At 42.5% G+C, this 22,021-nt stretch carries 24 protein-coding genes and 1 other annotated feature; of the genes, 23 read left to right on the top strand and 1 reads right to left on the bottom strand.

Annotated features, from left to right (window positions below; all coding sequences use genetic code 11):
* Positions 1-7: 7 nt before the first annotated feature.
* The 23 genes from thiI to proC all read left to right on the top strand — a co-directional run bounded on the left by thiI (position 8) and on the right by proC (position 20,017).
* A complete protein-coding gene (gene thiI / locus RIN70_RS06280) occupies positions 8-1,228 on the top strand; it encodes a tRNA uracil 4-sulfurtransferase ThiI (RefSeq protein ID WP_070594947.1) in 1,221 nt (406 codons plus the stop codon).
* Positions 1,229-1,280: 52 nt separating this feature from the next.
* Positions 1,281-1,823 (top strand): membrane lipoprotein lipid attachment site-containing protein, encoded by a 543-nt coding sequence (locus RIN70_RS06275; protein ID WP_070594946.1) that lies wholly within the window; start codon positions 1,281-1,283, stop codon positions 1,821-1,823.
* Between the two features lie 137 nt (positions 1,824-1,960).
* Positions 1,961-2,048 (top strand) — a sequence feature (ribosomal protein L21 leader region).
* A 34-nt stretch (positions 2,049-2,082) separates the two neighbouring features.
* Complete coding sequence (gene rplU / locus RIN70_RS06270) at positions 2,083-2,397, top strand: 50S ribosomal protein L21 (RefSeq protein ID WP_003007734.1); 315 nt, start codon at positions 2,083-2,085, stop codon at positions 2,395-2,397.
* Positions 2,398-2,412: 15 nt separating this feature from the next.
* Positions 2,413-2,757 carry a ribosomal-processing cysteine protease Prp gene (locus RIN70_RS06265; RefSeq protein WP_003002581.1) on the top strand — a complete coding sequence of 115 codons (345 nt, stop codon included), beginning with the start codon at positions 2,413-2,415 and terminating at the stop codon, positions 2,755-2,757.
* 17 nt (positions 2,758-2,774) lie between these two features.
* The gene (gene rpmA / locus RIN70_RS06260; RefSeq protein ID WP_003002805.1) at positions 2,775-3,068 is read left to right on the top strand and encodes a 50S ribosomal protein L27; all 294 of its coding nucleotides are present in this window, start codon (positions 2,775-2,777) and stop codon (positions 3,066-3,068) included.
* A gap of 215 nt (positions 3,069-3,283) precedes the next feature.
* A complete protein-coding gene (locus RIN70_RS06255; RefSeq protein ID WP_003007732.1) occupies positions 3,284-4,030 on the top strand; it encodes a DeoR/GlpR family DNA-binding transcription regulator in 747 nt (248 codons plus the stop codon).
* Positions 4,031-4,219: 189 nt separating this feature from the next.
* Positions 4,220-4,696 (top strand): PTS sugar transporter subunit IIA, encoded by a 477-nt coding sequence (locus RIN70_RS06250; RefSeq protein ID WP_003007730.1) that lies wholly within the window; start codon positions 4,220-4,222, stop codon positions 4,694-4,696.
* A gap of 35 nt (positions 4,697-4,731) precedes the next feature.
* Positions 4,732-5,037, top strand: coding sequence for a PTS sugar transporter subunit IIB (locus RIN70_RS06245; RefSeq protein ID WP_003002828.1), 306 nt, complete (start codon positions 4,732-4,734; stop codon positions 5,035-5,037).
* Between the two features lie 94 nt (positions 5,038-5,131).
* Entirely contained in the window at positions 5,132-6,607 is a 1,476-nt protein-coding gene (locus RIN70_RS06240; protein WP_045759559.1) for a PTS transporter subunit IIC, read from the top strand.
* Between the two features lie 202 nt (positions 6,608-6,809).
* Positions 6,810-7,235 (top strand): galactose-6-phosphate isomerase subunit LacA, encoded by a 426-nt coding sequence (lacA, locus tag RIN70_RS06235; RefSeq protein WP_003007724.1) that lies wholly within the window; start codon positions 6,810-6,812, stop codon positions 7,233-7,235.
* A 16-nt stretch (positions 7,236-7,251) separates the two neighbouring features.
* On the top strand, positions 7,252-7,767 hold the full coding sequence (gene lacB, locus RIN70_RS06230) for a galactose-6-phosphate isomerase subunit LacB (RefSeq protein WP_003002763.1): 516 nt from the start codon (positions 7,252-7,254) through the stop codon (positions 7,765-7,767).
* Between the two features lie 10 nt (positions 7,768-7,777).
* Positions 7,778-8,707 carry a tagatose-6-phosphate kinase gene (locus tag RIN70_RS06225; RefSeq protein WP_049498246.1) on the top strand — a complete coding sequence of 310 codons (930 nt, stop codon included), beginning with the start codon at positions 7,778-7,780 and terminating at the stop codon, positions 8,705-8,707.
* Between the two features lies 1 nt (position 8,708).
* Positions 8,709-9,689, top strand: a complete 981-nt coding sequence (gene lacD, locus RIN70_RS06220; RefSeq protein WP_049498247.1) for a tagatose-bisphosphate aldolase — start codon at positions 8,709-8,711, stop codon at positions 9,687-9,689.
* Between the two features lie 309 nt (positions 9,690-9,998).
* Positions 9,999-10,832: a PRD domain-containing protein gene (locus tag RIN70_RS06215; protein WP_045759555.1), complete on the top strand. Its 834-nt coding sequence runs from the start codon at positions 9,999-10,001 to the stop codon at positions 10,830-10,832.
* A gap of 35 nt (positions 10,833-10,867) precedes the next feature.
* Positions 10,868-11,185 carry a PTS lactose/cellobiose transporter subunit IIA gene (locus tag RIN70_RS06210; RefSeq protein WP_009731211.1) on the top strand — a complete coding sequence of 106 codons (318 nt, stop codon included), beginning with the start codon at positions 10,868-10,870 and terminating at the stop codon, positions 11,183-11,185.
* Positions 11,185-12,888, top strand: a complete 1,704-nt coding sequence (locus RIN70_RS06205; protein WP_070594905.1) for a lactose-specific PTS transporter subunit EIIC — start codon at positions 11,185-11,187, stop codon at positions 12,886-12,888. The genes RIN70_RS06210 and RIN70_RS06205 overlap by 1 nt, the downstream gene beginning before the upstream one ends.
* A gap of 87 nt (positions 12,889-12,975) precedes the next feature.
* Positions 12,976-14,382, top strand: coding sequence for a 6-phospho-beta-galactosidase (gene lacG, locus RIN70_RS06200; RefSeq protein ID WP_313790450.1), 1,407 nt, complete (start codon positions 12,976-12,978; stop codon positions 14,380-14,382).
* Between the two features lie 127 nt (positions 14,383-14,509).
* On the top strand, positions 14,510-15,412 hold the full coding sequence (locus RIN70_RS06195; RefSeq protein WP_003011186.1) for a LysR family transcriptional regulator: 903 nt from the start codon (positions 14,510-14,512) through the stop codon (positions 15,410-15,412).
* Positions 15,413-15,415: 3 nt separating this feature from the next.
* Positions 15,416-15,877, top strand: a complete 462-nt coding sequence (gene lspA, locus RIN70_RS06190; protein ID WP_003001852.1) for a signal peptidase II — start codon at positions 15,416-15,418, stop codon at positions 15,875-15,877.
* Positions 15,867-16,757, top strand: coding sequence for an RluA family pseudouridine synthase (locus tag RIN70_RS06185; protein ID WP_003001835.1), 891 nt, complete (start codon positions 15,867-15,869; stop codon positions 16,755-16,757). The genes lspA and RIN70_RS06185 overlap by 11 nt, the downstream gene beginning before the upstream one ends.
* Positions 16,758-16,830: 73 nt before the next feature.
* Positions 16,831-17,940, top strand: coding sequence for a glutamate 5-kinase (proB, locus tag RIN70_RS06180; RefSeq protein WP_049498252.1), 1,110 nt, complete (start codon positions 16,831-16,833; stop codon positions 17,938-17,940).
* 10 nt (positions 17,941-17,950) lie between these two features.
* A complete protein-coding gene (locus RIN70_RS06175) occupies positions 17,951-19,198 on the top strand; it encodes a glutamate-5-semialdehyde dehydrogenase (protein WP_070594903.1) in 1,248 nt (415 codons plus the stop codon).
* A 3-nt stretch (positions 19,199-19,201) separates the two neighbouring features.
* A complete protein-coding gene (gene proC, locus RIN70_RS06170) occupies positions 19,202-20,017 on the top strand; it encodes a pyrroline-5-carboxylate reductase (protein WP_272144196.1) in 816 nt (271 codons plus the stop codon).
* 285 nt (positions 20,018-20,302) lie between these two features.
* Here the strand turns inward: proC and RIN70_RS06165 are convergent, their stop codons facing one another.
* Positions 20,303-21,826: an ATP-binding cassette domain-containing protein gene (locus RIN70_RS06165; protein WP_195189570.1), complete on the bottom strand. Its 1,524-nt coding sequence runs from the start codon at positions 21,824-21,826 to the stop codon at positions 20,303-20,305.
* Positions 21,827-22,021: the final 195 nt, after the last annotated feature.

Below are 22,021 nucleotides of genomic sequence, written 5' to 3'. Positions count from 1 at the left end.
AATCAACATGACCTTAACCTATTCAGAAATTATGATTCGCTATGGAGAGCTTTCTACTAAAGGAAAGAACCGTATGCGTTTTATCAATAAACTTCGCAATAATATCCAAGATGTTTTATCTATCTATCCAGCTGTCAAAGTGACAGCCGACCGTGATCGAGCGCATGCTTATCTGCACGGGACGGATTATGAGCCAGTAGCAGAATCCCTCAAGCAGGTTTTTGGAATCCAAAATTTTTCACCCGTATACAAGATTGAAAAATCTGTTCCGGCCTTAAAAGCGGCTGTGCAAGAGATTATGAAGGAGATTTACAAGGACGGCTTGACCTTTAAAATCTCAAGTAAACGCAGTGACCATACCTTTGAACTCGATAGTCGCGAGCTCAACCAAACCTTGGGAGGTGCGGTCTTTGAAGCGATCCCAACCATCCAAGCTCAGATGAAAAAACCAGATATCAACTTGCAAGTTGAAATTCGAGAAGAAGCAGCCTATATTTCTTATGAAACCATTAAGGGAGCTGGTGGCCTTCCTGTTGGTACATCTGGCAAGGGCATGCTCATGCTTTCTGGTGGGATCGACTCTCCAGTAGCTGGTTACCTAGCCTTGAAGCGTGGAGTGGATATCGAGGCGGTCCACTTTGCTAGCCCACCTTATACCAGCCCAGGAGCTCTTAAAAAAGCCCATGATTTAACACGGAAGTTGACTAAGTTTGGCGGCAATATCCAATTTATCGAGGTTCCCTTCACAGAGATCCAAGAGGAAATCAAGGCTAAAGCGCCAGAAGCTTACCTAATGACCCTGACTCGTCGCTTTATGATGCGCATTACAGACCGCATTCGCGAGGTTCGCGGTGGTTTGGTGATTATCAATGGTGAAAGCTTGGGACAAGTGGCTAGCCAAACCTTAGAGAGTATGCAGGCCATCAATGCAGTGACTAATACGCCGGTTATTCGTCCGGTAGTGACCATGGACAAATTGGAAATCATCGATATTGCCCAAGCCATTGATACCTTTGAAATTTCTATCCAGCCATTCGAAGACTGTTGTACCATCTTTGCGCCAGACCGTCCAAAGACGAATCCAAAACTCAAAAATGCGGAGCAGTATGAGCAACGGATGGATGTGGAAGATTTGGTTGAGCGTGCGGTAGCAGGCATCATCGTAACAGAGATCACACCAAAAGTAGAAAAAGACGAGGTTGATGACCTGATTGAGGATTTGCTATAGGAGAGACTGGGCGTATCCAGCCTCTTTTTCTAACCAACTTAAAGGAGACAAGATGAAAAAAATTATCGTATTAATGACAAGTTTGCTTCTGTTGACAGGCTGTGTCAAAGTATCATTTACTGGCCCGAAAAAAGAAGAAAAGACCAGCCAGTCAACCAGTAGTAAAAAAGAACCGCTCACATTTGTCAGAGCCGACCAGTACAAAGATCAGGACAACGAAGTCTTGGAAGCATCTGAGAAATTTATCAAGGAACATCCAACGCTTGGAGAACCTGGAAAATTATTTGTCTTTTTCCCAGGCTATACCTTTGGAAATGAGGAAAATCGCTTCGCCTTGTTCTTTATCGTGAATCGTACCACCACAACCATCGATCGTGATGGATCCTTTGTTCTGAATTTGGAATATGATGGGGAGCCACTATTCAAAGATGTCACAGTTGACTATGAAGTGAGCGAATCTGGTGTATTGAAACCCAATACGGCTGCAGCCATTCCTATCAAAATCACCAAGGAACAAGAAGAAAAAATGAAGAGCATGAACGATTCTTCAAAAGCAAAAATGAGTTTCAATGACTTTAAATTTAAGGATAAGTAGATGAAAGCCGGTTTTGAATGCGATCTTAAACTACAAGATACAAAAAATAGATTTTTCAAAGAAAATTCGCTTTCAAAGCGCAAAAATACTTGTCTTTGTCTGATAGAAGTGATATACTAAGAGAGTTGACTATGCACATGCCTGTGCAACCGCTCGAACATCGTCGCTCATTTCCATGAGAGTAAGTGGTTCGTCCCACGATGCTAGGCGAGTCTTCACAAAAATACGGGGAAACCCAAAAATACATAGGAGGTGCATAATGAGCACATACGCAATCATTAAAACTGGCGGAAAACAAGTTAAAGTTGAAGTTGGTCAAGCAGTCTACGTTGAAAAATTGAACGTTGAAGCTGGTCAAGAAGTTACATTTAACGAAGTTGTTCTTGTTGGTGGTGAAAACACTGTTGTCGGAACTCCACTTGTTTCAGGAGCTACTGTTGTTGGAACTGTTGAAAAACAAGGAAAACAAAAGAAAGTTGTTACTTACAAGTACAAACCTAAAAAAGGTAGCCACCGTAAACAAGGTCACCGTCAACCTTACACTAAAGTTGTCATCAACGCTATCAACGCTTAATTTTTAGGAGAACACATGATACAAGCAGTCTTTGAACGAGCCGAAGATGGCGAGCTGAGGAGTGCAGAAATCACTGGGCACGCTGGAAGCGGTGAATACGGCTTTGATGTCGTGTGTGCATCGGTTTCGACTCTAGCCATTAACTTTGTCAACTCTGTTGAGAAGTTTGCAGGCTACGAACCGGATCTAGAATTAAACGAAGAAGAAGGTGGCTTCCTTCGGGTCACAATCCCGACAGATATTCCACCACATCAAAGAGAAATGACCCAACTATTCTTTGAATCATTTTTCTTAGGGATGGCAAACTTATCGGAGAACTCTTCAGAGTTCGTCCAAACAAGAGTTATCACAGAAAACTAACATGGAGGAAAACAATTATGTTGAAATTGAATCTTGCTAACTTGCAACTTTTCGCCCACAAAAAAGGTGGAGGTTCTACATCAAACGGACGTGATTCACAAGCAAAACGTCTTGGAGCTAAAGCAGCTGATGGACAAACTGTAACAGGTGGATCTATCCTTTACCGTCAACGCGGTACTCACATCTACCCAGGTGTGAACGTTGGACGTGGTGGAGACGATACTTTGTTCGCAAAAGTTGAAGGCGTAGTACGCTTCGAACGTAAAGGTCGCGATAAAAAACAAGTTTCTGTTTACCCAATCGCAAAATAAAAAGGTTCAGTGAACCTTTTTATCCCGAGCCTTGATCCAAAGGTGAGGAAGCTAGAAATAGCATAAATCAAAGCTTTCCGGATTAACGGAAGGCTTTTTTTCTTTTATTTATTTAAAAATATCATGTTTACTCTTGTTAATATAATGTTTGAATTTGTGTTTTTTGAAAAATGTAGTATAATAGAGACAAATATAGTAGGAATGGAAGTAGTACCATGAAAGATAGCAGACATGTTGAAATTCTTCAGGAACTGGATCGAAAAAGTGTGGTATCGGTCAAAGAGCTCAAGGAACTTTTTGGGGTGACAGATATGACCATTCGTCGAGATCTGATTGATCTTGAAAAACAAGGTCTTTTAGTTCGTGTACATGGTGGGGCCCACAAAAAAGTCAAAGATAGCTTATTAGAAGCTTCTCACAGTGAAAAAAATCTGATCAATATTGATGAGAAACGAAGCATTGCCAAAAAATGTGCAGACTTGATCGAAAATGGGGATACCGTCTTTATTGGCTCTGGTACAACAACAGACTTTATCGGAGATTATTTGGAAGGGAAAGAAATTAGCATCGTCACCAATTCCCTCCCCATTTTTGAGAAGCTCAAGGATTTCCCGAATTATGACTTGATCTTAGTTGGTGGTCGCTACAGGGTAAAGACACAAACCTTTGTCGGTCAATTTGCCAATAAACTTTTGAAAGAAATCAAGGTTTCTAAGGCCTTCATCGGGGTGAATGGAATCGATGGCCATAGTGTATCTACTGCTAATGAAGAAGAAGGAAATGGCAATGCCATTATTCTGAACAATGCGATAGAGAAATATGTGGTAGCTGATAACAGCAAGTTTGATAGTTATTCCTTCTACAGTTTCTATCGTGTGGAAGATCTAAATGCCATTATTACCGATGATAGTATTCCAAAGAAAATCAAAGACAAATACGCCTTGTATACGAAAATCATTTAAGATCAAGTGGTCTCAAAAAAGAGACCACTTTTTACTTTTTTAAGGATGTTAGAAAATGACGGTTAGGAAGCGCTTTAGAGAGATATACAAACAAAATTAAACAAATTTAGACAAAAAATGATTGACAATCAATCAATATAGTGATATACTGAAGCTATAAATAAATAGTTAGATAAGGAGGTGGCAACAATGGGATTAAATCAACTCTTTAACAAAGATCTTGTATTTTGCCTACATGCCAAGGATCAAACAGATCTCTTTGAGCAGGTAGCAAGCTTATTGGAAGAGCGACAGATTGTGACACCAACCTATCGTTCCGCTTTGATTGAGCGTGAAAAGTCTTTCCCGACTGGATTAGACATGGAATTTCTTGGTAAGGACTTACCAAATGTGGCGATCCCGCACACAGACATTGTCCATAATCTCACTGAGAATGTGGTCGTGGTTCGTTTGGATCAACCCGTAACCTTCCATAATATGATTGCTCCAGATAAGGAAGTCCAAGTTTCACTTTTATTCTTCATTATCAACAATTCAAGCTCTAGCCAAACCAATATTTTGGCCCAGCTGATGGATTTCTTTACATCCAATGGAAATCTCGAAGCTCTATCAAAATTAGATAGTGAAGATAAGCTTTATCAATACATTACGGAAACTATTTCCTAAAACATTCGTAAATATTTATAATGGAGGACATCCAAATGATTAAAATTTTAGCTGCCTGTGGTGCAGGTGTTAACTCTAGCCACCAAATTAAGAATGCGTTGGAAGAAGAGTTGTCAAACCGTGGTTATGATGTGCGTTGTGACGCTGTCATGGTCAAAGATGTCAATGAAGATTTGATTTCAGGTTATGATATCTTTACTCCAATTGCTGCAACTGATTTGGGATTTGATCCTGGTATTCCAGTGGTAGAAGCAGGACCAATTTTATTCCGTATTCCAGCGATGAGTGCGCCAGTCTTTGATAACATCGAAGCTGCCATTAAAGAACATGGATTAAGTTAATATTTTTTTAAAACAGTTTGTAAGCGTTATCCAATGATAAAATTGGGAACGATTAAAGTCTAATATAACAAATTATAAATCGGGAGGATTTATTATGAATGGCATTATTGATTTTGCCAATAAATTTTTCAAACCCATCCTAGACATGGGTGCTCCGATCATCATGTTGATCGTCTTGACTTTATTGGCTCTCTTGTTTGGAGTGAAATTCTCTAAAGCCCTTGAAGGTGGTATTAAACTTGCCATCGCCCTTACTGGTATCGGTGCTATCATCGGTATGTTGAATGGAGCTTTCTCAGCGTCTCTTGCAAAATTCGTTGAGAACACAGGTATTCAATTGAATATCACTGACGTTGGTTGGGCACCTCTTGCGACCATCACTTGGGGGTCTGCCTGGACACTTTACTTCTTGTTGATTATGTTGATTGTCAACGTTATCATGCTTGCGATCAAGAAAACAGATACACTTGACGTCGATATCTTCGATATCTGGCACTTGTCTATCACTGGTCTTTTGATCAAATGGTATGCAGACAACAACGGTGTGAGCCAAGGTTTATCACTCTTCTTGGCAACTCTTGCAGTTGTCCTTGTAGGGATTATGAAAATCATCAACTCAGACTTGATGAAACCAACATTTGATGATCTTTTGAATGCTCCAAGTTCATCACCTATGACTTCAACTCACATGAACTACATGATGAACCCAATCATCATGGTCTTGGATAAAATCTTTGACAAATTCTTCCCTGGTCTTGATAAATACGACTTCGACGCTGCTAAATTGAACAAGAAGATCGGTTTCTGGGGATCTAAATTCTTTATCGGTTTCCTTCTTGGTATCGTCATCGGTATCATGGGTACTCCACATCCAGTTGCTGGCGTGCAAGATGCTGACAAATGGGAATTGGTTATTAAAGGTTGGTTGAGCCTTGGTTTGACTGCCGGTGTCTGCTTGGAATTGTTCTCATTGATCGGTTCTTGGTTCATCGCAGCGGTAGAACCATTGTCACAAGGTATTACAAACGTTGCTACTAAACGTCTTCAAGGACGTAAATTCAACATCGGTTTGGACTGGCCATTTATCGCTGGTCGTGCTGAAATTTGGGCTTGTGCCAACGTACTTGCACCAATCATGTTGATCGAAGCAGTGCTTCTTTCTAAAGTCGGAAATGGTATCTTGCCACTTGCAGGTATCATCGCTATGGGTGTGACTCCAGCCTTGTTGGTTGTAACACGCGGTAAATTGATCCGTATGATCATCTTCGGAAGCCTTCTCTTGCCACTCTTCCTTCTTTCAGGAACATTGATTGCACCATTTGCAACTCAATTGGCTAAGAGTGTTGATGCCTTCCCTAAAGGGGTAGCTTCTACTCAATTGATCACTCACTCAACTCTTGAAGGACCAGTTGAAAAATTGCTCGGTTGGACAATCGGTAACGCAACAACTGGTGATATCAAAGCTATCCTTGGTGTAGTTGTCTTCTTGGCATTCTATATCGGAATCTTCGCTTGGTACAGAAAACAAATGATCAAACGTAACGAAGAATATGCTGCAAATGCAAAATAATCGTCATATGTAGTTTGAAAACTGACACCATATCTGTTGTGGATATGGTGTTTTTATTTTAAAAAAATGTTCGAAAATAAACAATTTAATGTTGACTTTCGTTCAAAATAGGTGTAATATAATATCAAAAGTAAGAAAATGTTCCTTTGTGAAAAATTAACAACAGGGATATTTGCTGAAACGAACAAAAGGAGGACAGGACATGTCTATTGTAATTGGTGCAGATGCTGCAGGATTAAGATTAAAAGATCTCGTGAAAGAGTTTCTTGTAAAAGAAAACTTTGATGTTGTGGATGTAACTGCTGAAGGTCAAGATTTTGTAGATGTGACACTTGCAGTTGCTAGCGAAGTGAACAAAAACGATCAAAATCTTGGAATCGTGATTGATGCTTACGGTGCTGGTCCATTTATGGTTGCAACTAAAATCAAAGGAATGGTAGCAGCAGAAGTTTCAGATGAACGATCTGCTTATATGACACGTGGCCACAACAATTCTCGTATGATTACCATGGGTGCTGAAATTGTTGGGGATGAATTAGCCAAGAACATTGCCAAAGGCTTCGTCAATGGTAAATACGATGGTGGCCGTCACCAAATCCGTGTCGATATGTTGAATAAGATGTGCTAATGAGAGGAGAATTCAAATGAGAATTGCAATTGGTTGTGATCACATTGTGACAAATGAAAAAATGGCTGTTTCTGATTTTTTGAAATCAAAAGGATATGAAGTACTCGACTTTGGGACTTATGACCATACACGTACCCACTATCCAATCTTTGGTAAAAAAGTCGGTGAAGCTGTAGCAAGTGGCCAAGCAGATCTTGGTGTTTGTATCTGTGGTACTGGTGTTGGGATTAACAATGCTGTTAACAAAGTACCTGGTATCCGTTCTGCCTTGGTACGCGATATGACAACTGCTCTCTATGCAAAAGAAGAATTGAACGCGAATGTCATCGGATTTGGTGGTAAAATTACTGGTGAATTGCTCATGTGCGATATCATTGAAGCATTTATCCACGCTGAATACAAACCAACTGAAGAAAATAAAAAATTGATCGCTAAGATCCAACATGTGGAAACACATAATGCTCATCAAGCGGATGCTGATTTCTTTACAGAATTCCTTGAAAAATGGGACCGTGGTGAATACCACGACTAAGAGGTGACGTATGATATTAACGGTCACGATGAACCCTTCGATTGATATTTCTTATCCTTTGGATGTACTCCAGTTGGATACAGTCAATCGTGTGGCTGAGGTGAGTAAGACAGCTGGTGGGAAAGGTCTTAACGTTACTCGTGTACTTTCTGAGATAAAGGATCCAGTGGCAGCGACTGGCCTACTTGGTGGTCGAACAGGGCAATTCATTCTCGATCATTTAGGAGAAGGGATAGAGGAACGTTTCTTTGAAATTGCTGGAGATACACGTAATTGTATCGCCATCCTTCACGAAGGCAAGCAAACAGAAATCTTAGAAAAAGGTCCAACCATTTCTGAGAAAGAAGGGAAAGACTTTCTAGACCATTATCGTCACTTGGTTGAACAAGTAGAGGTTGTTGCCATCTCTGGAAGTCTTCCTGCTGGTTTACCAGTGGACTACTATGCTAGCCTTGTCAAGATTGCAAGGGAAGCTGGGAAACCAGTCGTACTCGATTGCTCGGGAGCTTCTTTAGAAGCTGCCATTCAAGCAGCTGTCAAGCCTACGGTCATTAAACCAAACAATGAAGAATTATCACAGTTGTTAGGAAAAGAAGTGAGTAAGAATGTGGAAGACTTAAAAGAAGTTCTTCAGGATTCTCTCTTTGATGGCATCGAATGGGTGATTGTCTCCCTTGGTGCAAATGGCGCTTTCGCTAAGCATGGGGATGTCTTCTATAAGGTAGATATTCCTAAGATCGATGTCGTCAATCCAGTCGGATCTGGTGATTCGACTGTTGCAGGGATTGCATCTGGTCTCTATCATCATGAGAGTGACGCAGACTTGCTTAAGAAAGCAAATGTTCTTGGAATGTTAAATGCGCAAGAAGCGCAAACAGGACATGTCAACATGGGGCACTATGATGCCTTGTATCAACAATTAATCGTAAAAGAGGTATAAAATGGTATTAACAGAACAAAAACGCAACTATTTGGAACGTCTTAGTACAAAAGACGGTGTCATTTCAGCTTTGGCCTTCGACCAACGTGGAGCTTTGAAACGCTTGATGGCCAAATACCAAGACACTGAGCCAACTGTAGCACAAATGGAAGAATTAAAAGTCCTTGTAGCTGATGAATTGACAAAATATGCTTCATCTATGTTATTGGACCCAGAATATGGTCTACCTGCTACAAAAGCCTTGGACAAAGATGCAGGACTCTTGCTCGCATACGAAAAGACAGGCTACGATACTTCTAGCACCAAACGCTTGCCTGACTGCCTCAACCTTTGGTCAGCAAAACGCATCAAAGAACAAGGCGCAGATGCTGTGAAGTTCTTGCTCTACTATGATGTAGACAGTGCAGATGAACTCAACCAAGAAAAACAAGCTTATATCGAACGCATCGGTTCAGAATGTGTGGCAGAAGACATTCCATTCTTCCTTGAAATCTTGGCTTATGATGAAGGAATTGCAGATGCAACCTCTGCTGAATATGCAAAAGTGAAACCTCGTAAAGTCATTGAAGCTATGAAAGTCTTCTCAGATCCTCGTTTCAATATCGATGTATTGAAAGTAGAAGTTCCTGTCAATGTCAACTACGTGGAAGGTTTTGGAGAAGGTGAAGTTGTCTATAGTCGTGAAGAAGCTGCTGCCTTCTTTAAAGAACAAGAAGAAGCAACCAACCTTCCATACATCTACCTCAGTGCGGGTGTATCCGCAAAACTCTTCCAAGAAACTTTGGAATTTGCTCATGCATCAGGTGCTAACTTCAACGGTGTTCTTTGTGGACGTGCGACATGGGCAGGTTCAGTAGAAGCTTACATCAAAGATGGAGAAGCAGCTGCTCGTGAATGGCTTCGTACAGAAGGTCGTCAAAATATTGAAGAATTGAACGCAGTCTTGGCTAAAGTGGCAACACCTTGGACAGAACGCGTGTAAGAAACAAATTGTTATTGCCTCCTAAAGCAACATTTAGAACATTGGAAGGAAGAAATTCCTTCCAATGTTCTTCATTATTTCAAGGACTTGTTTCTTTTTTATAAAAAATGTTTAAAAATTTTCGCTGTAAGGGTTTACAAAATAAAAAACTTATGATAGAATAAGTTCATAAGTTAAATAGCAGTGAGCGTTACTAAGTTAGATTAGGCGTGACCACAAGTAGATTGAATGATTAGCATAGGCTAGTTTTTTCAGTTGCTTCGTGGTCATTTTTATTTGCTTTTAACAAATTTTACAAAGGAGAGCCTCATGTATCGTATTATCCATCCAATGAACAATAATGTTGCTTTGGTTCAAAATGAGCTTCAACAAGAGTTAATTGTTGTTGGGAGTGGGATTGCTTTTGGGAAAAAGAAAAATGATCTAGTAGCTGATGATAAGGTCGAAAAAGTATTTCGTTTAAACACGGATGAATCAAGAGAAAACTTTATGGCCCTTCTAAAGGATGTTCCTCTTGATTTCATTACAACCACTTATGAAGTGATTGATACCTTGTCTAAGAAATATGCCTATCCTGTTCAAGAATATATCTATGTGACACTAACAGATCACATCTTTTGTTCTTACCAGGCGGTTCAACAGGGAAGATACAAACACAGTGATCTACCTGATGCGTCTGCTATGCATCCGATCCCCTATAAAATCGCAAAGGAAGCGATTGAAATCTTTCGAGAGCGGCTCTTGGATCAATTTCCTGATGACGAAGTGAATCGTATCGCCTATCACTTCATCAATGCACAAGGGGAAGTCATTCATGAGCAGGATCCTGATGTCCAAGATCGCCAAGCGATTTTGAAAGCTGTAGAAGAAAAACTAGCTCAAAATGGATTGAAACGAAAAGAAGAGAACAGTCATTTCTATGATCGCTTTATGATTCATCTTAATTATTTCCTTGACTCCCTAGATAAGGGAAGAGAGGATCCTGAAGGATTGAGCGAGATGGAACAACTGATCCAGCTAAGTTATCCAAAGGCTTATGAGATTAGTCATCAGATCTACCAAACCATCGCTGAACAGACTGGAGCTAAGATATCTCCTAATGAAAAAGTCTATTTAGCCTTGCATATTCAACGTCTATTATAAAATTTTTAATAAGGTTATCATAAGGAGGAACCAACATGAATAAAGAAGAAGTCCAATTACTTGGGTTTGAAATTGTCGCTTATGCCGGTGACGCTCGATCAAAATTAATGGAAGCATTAAAAGCTGCTGAAAATGGTGATTTTGCGAAAGCAGAATCTTTGGTAGAAGAAGCAGGGTCCTGTATTGCTGAGGCTCACAAATCTCAAACGACTATGCTAGCGCAAGAAGCTGCAGGAGAAGAAATCCCTTATAGCATCACTATGATGCATGGTCAAGACCATCTCATGACAACGATCTTATTAAAAGACGTGATTCACCATCTGATTGAACTGTATAAAAGAGGAGCAAAATAATGAATAAACTGATTGAACTAATTGAAAAAGGGAAACCTTTCTTTGAAAAGATTTCTCGAAACAAATATTTGCGAGCGATTCGGGACGGCTTTATTGCAGGGATGCCTGTGATCCTCTTCTCATCTATCTTCATCTTGATTGCTTACGTGCCAAATGCTTGGGGCTTCCACTGGTCAAAAGACATGGAAAGCTTCTTGATGACCCCATACAACTACTCAATGGGGATCTTAGCCTTCTTTGTTGGAGGAACAACTGCTAAAGCGTTGACCGATTCTATGAACCGGGATCTGCCAGCAACCAATCAAATTAACTACCTTTCTACCATGCTGGCTACTATGGTTGGTTTCCTACTCATGGCAGCAGAACCTGGTAAAGATGGTGGCATTCTTACAGCCTTCATGGGTACAAAAGGTCTGTTGACAGCCTTTATTGCAGCCTTTGTTACAGTTAATGTTTATAAGGTCTGTGTGAAAAACAATGTGACGATTCGCATGCCAGACGAGGTTCCACCGAATATTTCACAAGTTTTTAAAGACTTGATTCCATTTACAGTTTCAATAGTTCTCTTGTATGCATTTGAATTGATTGTTAAAGGTGCTATCGGTGTAACAGTTGCGGAATCAATTGGAACACTTCTAGCTCCATTGTTCTCTGCGGCAGATGGTTATCTTGGAATTACCCTTATTTTTGGTGCCTATGCCTTCTTCTGGTTTGTAGGTATCCATGGCCCTTCAATCGTAGAACCAGCGATTGCGGCGATCACATATGCAAATATCGATAACAACTTGCACTTGCTTCAAGCCGGACAACATGCTGATAAAGTCATCACTTCTGGGACTCAAATGTTTATCGTTACCATGGGTGGTACTGGTGCAACCTTGATTGTTCCATTCCTCTTCATGTGGTTGTGTAAGTCTGAACGAAACCGTGCGATTGGACGTGCATCTGTTGTTCCTACATTCTTCGGTGTAAACGAACCAATTCTCTTCGGGGCTCCAATCGTATTGAATCCAACCTTCTTCATTCCATTTATCTTTGCGCCAATCGCAAACGTCTGGATCTTCAAATTCTTTGTTGATACCTTGGGAATGAACTCATTCTCCGCTAACCTTCCATGGGTAACACCTGGTCCTCTCGGAATTGTCCTTGGTACAAACTTCCAAGTTCTTTCCTTCATCCTTGCTGCTCTTCTAGTGGTAGTGGACGTAATCATTTATTATCCATTCGTGAAAGTTTATGATGAACAAATTCTCGAAGAAGAACGTTCTGGTAAAGCAAACGACAGCTTGAAAGAAAAAGTAGCAGCAAACTTCAATACAGCTAAAGCAGATGCGATTCTTGAAAAAGCTGGTGTTGAAAACGAACCAGTTCAAAACAATATCACAAAAGAAACAAACGTCTTGGTTCTCTGTGCCGGTGGTGGTACCAGTGGACTCCTTGCCAATGCTTTGAATAAAGCTGCTGCAGAATACAATGTTCCTGTGAAGGCTGCTGCTGGTGGTTACGGTGCTCACCGTGAAATGTTGCCAGAATTTGACCTTGTTATTCTTGCTCCTCAAGTAGCTTCAAACTATGAAGATATGAAGGCTGAAACAGATAAACTTGGAATCAAATTGGCTAAGACTGAAGGAGCTCAATACATTAAATTGACACGTGATGGACAAGGTGCCCTAGCATTTGTTCAAGCGCAGTTTGAAGAATAAGAACGAATAAGTGAGATGGAGATGGATGGCTCACTAACTCCTCTCCACTCACTTTTCCTTTGATCCAATCAAGAAAAAGGTGAAAAAATGACAAAAACACTTCCTAAAGATTTTATTTTTGGTGGCGCTACAGCTGCCTATCAAGCAGAAGGAGCTACTCATACAGATGGGAAAGGACCTGTTGCATGGGACAAATACCTGGCTGACAACTATTGGTACACGGCTGAACCGGCTAGTGATTTCTACCACAAATATCCAGTAGATCTTCAATTAGCTGAAGAATACGGTGTCAATGGTATTCGGATTTCCATTGCCTGGTCGCGTATTTTCCCAACTGGATATGGTGAAGTGAATCCAAAAGGGGTGGAGTTCTACCATAACTTATTTGCAGAATGTCATAAACGTCATGTAGAACCATTCGTAACTCTTCACCACTTTGATACTCCTGAAGCTCTTCACTCAAATGGAGACTTCTTGAATCGTGAAAATATCGAACACTTTGTAGATTATGCCGCCTTCTGTTTTGAAGAGTTTCCAGAAGTCAACTACTGGACAACCTTTAATGAAATCGGACCTATCGGAGATGGTCAGTACTTAGTCGGAAAATTCCCACCAGGTATTCAATATGACCTTGCTAAAGTCTTCCAATCTCACCACAATATGATGGTTTCTCATGCACGTGCTGTGAAATTGTACAAAGACAAAGGTTATGCAGGTGAAATCGGAGTGGTCCATGCCCTTCCTACTAAGTATCCTTTGGATCCAGAAAATCCAGCAGACGTTCGGGCGGCTGAGTTGGAAGATATCATCCACAACAAATTTATCTTGGATGCTACTTACCTTGGACACTATTCAGATGCAACCATGGAAGGTGTTCATCACATCTTATCTGTCAATGGTGGTAGCTTGGATCTTCGTGACGAAGACTTTGCAGCGCTTGAAGCAGCAAAAGATTTGAACGACTTCCTTGGAATTAACTACTACATGAGTGACTGGATGGAAGCTTTTGACGGCGAAACAGAAATCATCCATAACGGTAAAGGGGAAAAAGGAAGCTCTAAGTACCAAATTAAAGGTGTTGGTCGTCGTGTAGCTCCTGACTATGTGCCTCGGACGGATTGGGACTGGATTATCTATCCGCAAGGTTTGTATGACCAAATTATGCGCGTAAAAGCAGATTATCCAAACTATAAGAAAATCTACATCACTGAAAACGGATTGGGCTACAAAGATGAGTTTGTGGATAATACGGTTTATGACGATGGACGGATTGATTATGTGAAACAACACTTAGAGGTCTTGTCTGATGCGATTGCAGATGGTGCTAATGTCAAAGGTTACTTCATCTGGTCTCTCATGGACGTCTTCTCTTGGTCTAATGGTTACGAAAAACGCTATGGTCTCTTCTATGTAGACTTTGAAACCCAAGAGCGCTATCCGAAGAAATCGGCTCATTGGTACAAGAAAGTAGCCGAAAGCCAAGTGATTGAATAAGTATCAACTGGAACTGTTTTAGTTCCAGTTTTTTTATTTTCACTTGATGAAGGTCTCTTAAACGGATCTCTTCTTTCAGCCCCTAATTTATGGTATAATAGATCGATACTGTAATAAGGAAAATAGAATGAATATACAACAATTACGATATGTAGTGGCGATTGCCAATAGTGGTACTTTTCGTGAGGCTGCTGAAAAAATGTATGTGAGTCAGCCTAGCTTGTCCATCTCCGTCAGAGATCTGGAAAAAGAACTGGGCTTCAAGATTTTTCGTCGGACCAGTTCTGGGACTTTTTTGACCCGTCGGGGAATGGAATTTTATGAAAAAGCGCAGGACGTGGTCAAAGGGTTTGATGTGTTTCAAAATCAATATGCCAGTCCTGAAGAAGAGAAGAAAGAATTCTCTATTTCTAGTCAACACTATGACTTCTTGCCACCTTTGATGACGGAATTCTCGATCCGCTATCCGGAAAATAAAAACTTCCGCATCTTTGAATCAACGACGGTTCAAATTTTGGACGAAGTGGCTCAAGGGCATAGTGAGTTGGGGATTATTTATCTCAATCGTCAAAATACCAAGGGGATTATGCAACGGGTCGATAAATTAGGGCTTGAAGTAGTGGATTTGATTCCTTTTCAGACTCATATTTATCTTCGCAAAGGACATCCTTTGGCTAAGAAGAAAAAACTGGTTATGGAAGATCTAGCTCAGTTGCCAACTGTTCGTTTTACCCAAGAAAAAGATGAGTACCTCTATTATTCAGAGAACTTTGTCGATACCAGCTCGAGCTCACAAATGTTCAATGTGACCGACCGGGCTACCTTGAATGGAATCTTGGAGCGGACGGATGCTTATGCGACGGGATCTGGCTTTTTGGATAGCCAGTCCGTGAATGGCATTACCGTGATTCCTTTGGAAGACAACTTAGACAATAAAATGGTCTATGTCAAACGCGAAGAGATGGATCTCTCTCCTGTAGCAGAGAAGTTTGTCGAGGTCATGGTAGAATATTTTGATCAAAAGAGGTAAGAAATGAAGAGAAAAACAATGGTCCCAGTAGCGATCGTCCTTTTGGTCCTACTGGATCAGCTGGTCAAATGGTATGTGGTGAAGAACATTCCACTGGGTGTCGTCAAGTCTTTTATTCCCCATGTGGTCAGTCTGACTTATCTTCAAAACACAGGTGCAGCTTTTTCGCTTCTTGAAAATCAGCAATGGTTCTTTACCCTCATCACGCTAGTCGTGATGGTGGGGGCCTTTTACTATCTCTATAAGCACCTCAAGGGATCGCTTTGGATGGTGACAGGCTTGACCTTGGTGATTGCGGGTGGATTGGGGAATTTTATCGATCGCCTGCGTCAGGGCTTTGTAGTCGATATGTTCCACCTGGATTTTATGAATTTTGCCATTTTTAATGTAGCAGATAGTTATTTGACAGTTGGAGTTTTCTTGCTCCTGATCCTGATGTTGAAAGAGGAAACGCATGGAAATTAAAATCGAAGTAGCCGGTGCGCGACTGGATAAGGCTTTGGCGGATTTGACTCCCTTGTCACGAGCTGTGGCCAATGAGCAGATCAAAGAAGGAAAAGTTCTGGTCAATGGAACCGTGAAAAAAGCTAAGTATACGGTCAAAGAAGGAGATATCATCCAGTATGAAGTCCCAGAAGTGGAAGAGGTCAGCTATGAAGCAGAAGATCTGCCCTTAGACATCGTCTATGAGGACCAGGATGTTGTGGTGGTCAATAAGCCACAGGGTATGGTTGTTCACCCCAGTGCGGGTCATACCAGCGGGACCTTGGTCAATGCGCTCTTATACCATGTCAAGGACCTTTCAGGGATCAATGGAGAATTGCGTCCAGGGATCGTCCACCGGATTGACAAAGACACGTCAGGCCTCTTGATGGTCGCAAAAAATGACCAAGCCCACGTCGCCTTAGCAGAGGAACTCAAAGACAAAAAATCTCTCCGGAAGTATTGGGCCATTGTCCATGGCAACCTTCCGAACGATCGGGGCATGATCGAAGCACCAATTGGTCGCAGTGAAAAGGACCGGAAAAAACAAGCAGTGACGGCGAAAGGAAAACCTGCAGTGACCCGTTTTCAAGTCTTGGAGCGCTTTGGAAATTACACCTTGGTAGAGTTGCAACTGGAGACCGGTCGCACCCACCAAATTCGGGTGCACATGGCCTATATCGGCCATCCAGTAGCTGGAGATCCTGCTTATGGTCCTAAGAAGACACTCAAAGGACAAGGACAGTTTCTGCATGCGCGGACACTCGGCTTTACCCATCCTCGTACAGGAGAGACCTTGGAATTTACGGCAGAAGTGCCAGCGATCTTTGAGAAAACGCTGGAAGACCTTCGAAAAGGATAGTGAAGATGGCTGAATGGAGATTCAGTCACTTTCATTACATACGAAATAAATAGTATTAGAAAGAAAAATAGAGATGAAAGCAAAACGAATCGTCTTTAAAGTAGGGACCTCGTCTTTGACCAATCCCGATGGGAGTCTCTCCAGACAGAAGGTCAAGGTCATTACCCAGCAGTTGGCTCTCTTACACGAATCGGGCCATGAGTTGATCTTGGTCTCATCAGGGGCGGTTGCTGCTGGGTTTGGCGCCCTTGGTTTTAAGAAACGGCCGACTAAGGTGGCAGACAAGCAAGCCTCTGCGGCAGTTGGGCAAGGCTTACTGATGGAAGAATATACAGCCAACCTGCTCTTACGCAACATTGTTTCTGCGCAGATTTTGTTGACCCAGGATGACTTTGCGGATCAACGCCGCTATAAGAATGCCCACCAGGCCCTTTCTGTCTTGCTCAATCGTGGGGCCATTCCGATTATCAATGAAAACGATACGGTCTCGATTGCCGAGTTAAAAGTAGGTGACAATGATACCTTGAGTGCGCAGGTTGCAGCCATGGTTCAAGCGGATCTTTTGGTGCTTTTAACGGATGTCGATGGTCTCTATACAGCCAATCCTTCTCAGGATCCAACAGCTAAGCGCTTGGATCGAATCGAATACATTTCTCGCGAGATGATCGAGATGGCTGGTGGTGCTGGCAGTAGCAATGGAACTGGCGGTATGTTGACCAAACTCAAGGCAGCGACCCTTGCGACCGAGTCAGGGGTTCCTGTCTATATTTGCTCGTCTCTCAAGTCTGATGCCTTGATCGAAGCAGCAGAAGAGCAAGCGGATGGCAGTTACTTCCTTGCAGAGGATAAGGGCTTAAAAACCCAGAAACAATGGCTAGCCTTTTATGCAGAAAGTAAAGGAGCCGTTTGGGTGGATGCTGGAGCAGCGGAAGCCCTGTTGGATCATGGAAAGAGTCTATTGATTTCTGGTGTGACCAAGGCAGAAGGAGATTTTTCTTATCATGATATCGTCAGCGTCTATCATCAAGAGACTGGTCAATTACTAGGAAAAGGCAAGGTCCGTCTCGGCCAATCAGCTGTGCGCGATCTACTCCAATCTAAAAAAGCCAAGGGAATCCTCATCCACCGGGATGACTGGATCTCGGTAACTCCTGAAATTGACTTACTCTTTACAGAATTCTAGAGGACAACGTATGGGAACAACACAAGAACAATTAGCCTTAGCGAGATCAGCTAAGAAAAGCATCAATACAGCCAGTACAGCTCTTAAAAATCAGGCTTTGGAGGCCATGGCTAGCCAGCTTTTGAAAGCGACGGAAGCCATTTTAGTAGCCAATCAAATCGATATGGAAGCAGCACGCGGCAAGATTTCTGAAGTCATGCTGGATCGCCTCTTTCTTGATCAAGAGCGGATTGCCGGTATGGCACAAGGAATTCGTGCTTTAATAGACCTGCCAGATCCGATTGGGGAAGTGCTGGATACTGAAGTCTTGGAAAATGGCCTTGAAATCCAGAAAGTTCGAGTCGCCATGGGTGTTATTGGCATCATTTATGAAAGCCGTCCAAATGTAACGTCAGATGCTGCAGCGCTTGCCATCAAGAGTGGAAATGCAGTGGTCCTTCGTACTGGAAAGGACGCCTTTCATTCTGCTCAAGCGATCGTGACAGCCCTCAAGGCTGGATTGGAAGAAGGCGGACTCCATCCAGATCTTCTTCAACTGATCCAAGATACGAGTCGAGCTTCTAGCCTTGCTATGATGAAGGCTAAGGGCTATCTAGATTTGCTCATTCCACGTGGTGGTGCTGGATTGATCCAAGCGGTGGTTGAAAATGCCATTGTCCCCGTGATCGAGACAGGAACTGGGATCGTCCATGTCTATGTGGACAAGGAGGCTGACTTCCAGAAAGCCCTCGCCATTATTGAAAATGCTAAGACAAGCCGTCCATCCGTCTGCAATGCCATGGAGGTCCTCTTGGTCGATCGAGCGATCGCGTCTGATTTCTTGCCTTTGGTTAAAGAGCGTTTAGTGGATGCACGGGAAAGATCGGTTGAATTGCGTCTAGATGAGCAAGCACAGGCTATCATTTCTGGGACAGCAGCGCAGAAACAGGATTTTGATACCGAATTTTTAGATTATATTTTAGCTGTTAAGGTCGTTGATGGAGTCGCGGAAGCGGTGGACCACATTGAAGCGCATAGTACCCATCACTCAGATGCCATTGTGACTGAAAATCCTGAGACTGCTGCTTACTTCACCAAGCAGGTAGATTCTGCAGCCGTTTATGTCAATGCTTCTACACGCTTTACAGATGGGGGTCAATTTGGACTAGGTTGTGAAATGGGGATCTCAACCCAAAAACTCCATGCGCGTGGACCGATGGGACTCCGGGAAATGACCAGTTACAAGTATATCGTCAGTGGAAATGGTCAAGTGAGGTAAGTCATGAAAGTAGCATTTATCGGTCTTGGAAACATGGGTGCTAGTCTAGCCAAAGCAGTCGCAAAAGAAGTGGACGCGCAAGACCTGCTCTTGGTCAATCGTTCTCCTCAAAAGGTGCAAGAGTTTATCAGCCAGTATGGGGGAACGGCGTCTGATCTTGAACAAGTCTTTCAAGAGGCTGAAGTAATCTTTTTAGGGGTCAAACCCTATCAGATTTGCCCTCTCTTAGAAGAGTATCAAGGCATCTTGGACCAACGCTCTAATCTCTTACTGGTTTCCATGGCTGCAGGCCTGGAACTAGAAAAGATGGCTGACGTGATCCAGAACGACCAGGTGGGTCTCATTCGCATCATGCCCAATACGCCTGTGGCCATTGGTCAAGGTGTTATCAGTCTGGCCCGCTCCCAAGCAGTGACAGACCAGCAAGTAGCCAAAGTCAACCAGCTCTTATCAGGAGCAGGGGCCCTCTACGAAATTGAAGAAAAATTGATGGATCCTGCAACGGCTGTCGCAGGCTGTGGGCCAGCCTTTGTCTATCAGATGATTGAAGCCATGACAGATGCAGGAGTAGGATTAGGACTTACACGAGAGCAAGCCTTGCAGATGGCTGCACAGACCTTCCAAGGAACTAGTCAAATGGTCCTAGAGACAGGCGAGCACCCAGCCCGCTTGCGAGATGCAGTTTGTAGCCCAGGTGGGTCTACCATCGCAGGAGTCAACCGCTTAGAACAAGTCGGCTTACGGGGCGACATCATTGCTGGAGTGGAAGCAGCCTACAAACGCACCCAAGAAATGGGACAAGAGGCAGAACAAAATTAGATAAAATAATTGGTCAAAACCAAGTTTGGAGAACATTGACAAACTGTTCTTTCATACAAAGCTAACAAATCAAGAATTATCCAATCCTCTATTGAAACTTTCCGCCGTGAGAAAAGTGCATGAAACAGGATTGTTTCAAGCACTCGGGAGTTTTGAAGCCTTAGATTCAAAACTAAGTCATGGAACTTCTATGAAGTTCGCTGACGTCCGTTCTCACCTAAGGAAAGTTTCTAAGAGGACTTCATTTTCAATTTAAAAGATTGGTTTTGGCCAATCTTTTTTACGTTAGAGCGACTCTATTTCTACCAAACCATTTTCGGTCAGACGATAGATTCTTTTGCAGACTTCTTTGAGGAAGGTCCGGTCGTGAGAGACCGTGACTAGTCCGCCTGGGTAGTCTGCGAATAGGCGTCGAATTTCTGGTTGGGAAGTGGGGGAAAAATTGCGAGTAGGCTCGTCCAAGAGTAGAAATTGGGGACTTGTGAGCACTAGTTGAAGGAGATAGAGTTTTCCTTGCTGGCCACCAGAAAGTTCATAGATCGGATGGTGCATTTCAGAATAGGTAAAGTTGAGGGAGGCTAAATGCAATTGAATAGTGTTGATTTCTTCGCGATCGCCTGAATGCTGTAGGAATTGAACGGGTGTCTGAGTCAAAGGGAGGCGTTCAGTGTAATCTTGAGGCATATAGGCAGTGCGGATACTTTCATTCTTCTGTAGACTTTCCCATATCATTTTTAGGAAAGTGGATTTCCCCACACCGTTGGAACCGATAATTCCTATCTTGTCCTGCCCTTGAAGAGTAAGGGAGAGGTCCTTGACCAGGACCCGATCACCAATTGTGAGCTCTTCCTGATCTAAGAGAAGGACTCGTTTTTGAGGAGACAAGGGAGTGAGGGGAGGAAAATGCAGATTGATGACTTCCTCATCATAGGGTTGGGAAGTCATGGATTGGAATTCCCGCTCGTAGCGCTTTTCTTGTGAGAGGAGGGACTTCATTTTCTTTGCTAGGAGACGTCCGGCAGTGCTATCCTTGGTGTTTCGTAAGGAAGTTTCGACTTGCTGACGGACGCGGCGATGCTTCTCCATTGTTTTCTTGTAGGTTCGTTGATCGTTGGCAGCTTGCTGGGACTGCTGCTTGAATTGTTGCTCCCTTTGGCTACTGTAGTCTTGATAGCTTAGGTGCTCTACAATGGTTTCAGCCTCCTTGCGGTGTTTGATCTGTCTGAGGTGGATGATCGTATCCGCCGTCTGAGTCAAAAAGTCCTCATGGTGGGAAATAAATAGAATGGTTTGGGGGCTCGTTTGGATCATCTGCTGGAGCCAGTCTAGGGTTTCCAAATCCAGATCGTTTGAAGGTTCATCTAAAAATAGTAATTCATGAGGACGACAAAGTTCGTGAAGTAGTTGGACTTTGAGGGCTTCTCCTCCAGATAGACTTCCAATAGCTTGGTCGCTTGCAAAGCGGTCGCTATCAAAATGCAATTGATCAGCCAGTCTGTAGAGGGTGGCATAGTCTAGCTCGTCTTCTCCAAAAAAATATTCTTCCAAGCTTTTTCCCTTCAAGGCTTCCGGCAAAGACTGGGGAATATAGGCATAGGAGTGAAAGAAAGTGGTTATTTCGCCTTCTATTGTCAGATAATCTGGTAGGGATTTTGGGGACATGAGGACATGAAGCAAAGAAGACTTTCCATTTCCTTCTTCGCCAATAATGGCAACTTTTTCTCCTTCATGAATGGTTAGGGACAGATCACGAACCAGATCGCGTAAATCTTTTGTATGGCGGATGGTGAGGTGGGATAGTTTTAGCATAAGATTCCTTTCTACTGGGACAAAAAAACAGCTCTACCTATTTAGTAGAGCTGTATTCAAGTGGACCCAAACAGAAAAAGACCTTATTAAGCCAACAAATAGTTGGAGAAGAGGCGAGAGAGCACACAAAAAGAGATAGAACAAGCAGTCCACTAAATAAAGTATCTTATTTAACGAAACTTAGTTGTTCATATC

Source organism: Streptococcus parasanguinis, from assembly GCF_032163505.1.
Classification (GTDB): domain Bacteria; phylum Bacillota; class Bacilli; order Lactobacillales; family Streptococcaceae; genus Streptococcus; species Streptococcus parasanguinis_V.
This window is presented reverse-complemented; position numbering and strand designations above follow the sequence as displayed.

Bases quoted from the DNA above. Each gene is read 5' to 3' on its own strand.
- thiI (WP_070594947.1), top strand. From the start codon at position 8: ATGACCTTAACCTATTCAGAAATTATGATTCGCTATGGAGAGCTTTCT.
- RIN70_RS06275 (WP_070594946.1), top strand. From the start codon at position 1,281: ATGAAAAAAATTATCGTATTAATGACAAGTTTGCTTCTGTTGACAGGC.
- rplU (WP_003007734.1), top strand. From the start codon at position 2,083: ATGAGCACATACGCAATCATTAAAACTGGCGGAAAACAAGTTAAAGTT.
- RIN70_RS06265 (WP_003002581.1), top strand. From the start codon at position 2,413: ATGATACAAGCAGTCTTTGAACGAGCCGAAGATGGCGAGCTGAGGAGT.
- rpmA (WP_003002805.1), top strand. From the start codon at position 2,775: ATGTTGAAATTGAATCTTGCTAACTTGCAACTTTTCGCCCACAAAAAA.
- RIN70_RS06255 (WP_003007732.1), top strand. From the start codon at position 3,284: ATGAAAGATAGCAGACATGTTGAAATTCTTCAGGAACTGGATCGAAAA.
- RIN70_RS06250 (WP_003007730.1), top strand. From the start codon at position 4,220: ATGGGATTAAATCAACTCTTTAACAAAGATCTTGTATTTTGCCTACAT.
- RIN70_RS06245 (WP_003002828.1), top strand. From the start codon at position 4,732: ATGATTAAAATTTTAGCTGCCTGTGGTGCAGGTGTTAACTCTAGCCAC.
- RIN70_RS06240 (WP_045759559.1), top strand. From the start codon at position 5,132: ATGAATGGCATTATTGATTTTGCCAATAAATTTTTCAAACCCATCCTA.
- lacA (WP_003007724.1), top strand. From the start codon at position 6,810: ATGTCTATTGTAATTGGTGCAGATGCTGCAGGATTAAGATTAAAAGAT.
- lacB (WP_003002763.1), top strand. From the start codon at position 7,252: ATGAGAATTGCAATTGGTTGTGATCACATTGTGACAAATGAAAAAATG.
- RIN70_RS06225 (WP_049498246.1), top strand. From the start codon at position 7,778: ATGATATTAACGGTCACGATGAACCCTTCGATTGATATTTCTTATCCT.
- lacD (WP_049498247.1), top strand. From the start codon at position 8,709: ATGGTATTAACAGAACAAAAACGCAACTATTTGGAACGTCTTAGTACA.
- RIN70_RS06215 (WP_045759555.1), top strand. From the start codon at position 9,999: ATGTATCGTATTATCCATCCAATGAACAATAATGTTGCTTTGGTTCAA.
- RIN70_RS06210 (WP_009731211.1), top strand. From the start codon at position 10,868: ATGAATAAAGAAGAAGTCCAATTACTTGGGTTTGAAATTGTCGCTTAT.
- RIN70_RS06205 (WP_070594905.1), top strand. From the start codon at position 11,185: ATGAATAAACTGATTGAACTAATTGAAAAAGGGAAACCTTTCTTTGAA.
- lacG (WP_313790450.1), top strand. From the start codon at position 12,976: ATGACAAAAACACTTCCTAAAGATTTTATTTTTGGTGGCGCTACAGCT.
- RIN70_RS06195 (WP_003011186.1), top strand. From the start codon at position 14,510: ATGAATATACAACAATTACGATATGTAGTGGCGATTGCCAATAGTGGT.
- lspA (WP_003001852.1), top strand. From the start codon at position 15,416: ATGAAGAGAAAAACAATGGTCCCAGTAGCGATCGTCCTTTTGGTCCTA.
- RIN70_RS06185 (WP_003001835.1), top strand. From the start codon at position 15,867: ATGGAAATTAAAATCGAAGTAGCCGGTGCGCGACTGGATAAGGCTTTG.
- proB (WP_049498252.1), top strand. From the start codon at position 16,831: ATGAAAGCAAAACGAATCGTCTTTAAAGTAGGGACCTCGTCTTTGACC.
- RIN70_RS06175 (WP_070594903.1), top strand. From the start codon at position 17,951: ATGGGAACAACACAAGAACAATTAGCCTTAGCGAGATCAGCTAAGAAA.
- proC (WP_272144196.1), top strand. From the start codon at position 19,202: ATGAAAGTAGCATTTATCGGTCTTGGAAACATGGGTGCTAGTCTAGCC.
- RIN70_RS06165 (WP_195189570.1), bottom strand. From the start codon at position 21,826: ATGCTAAAACTATCCCACCTCACCATCCGCCATACAAAAGATTTACGC.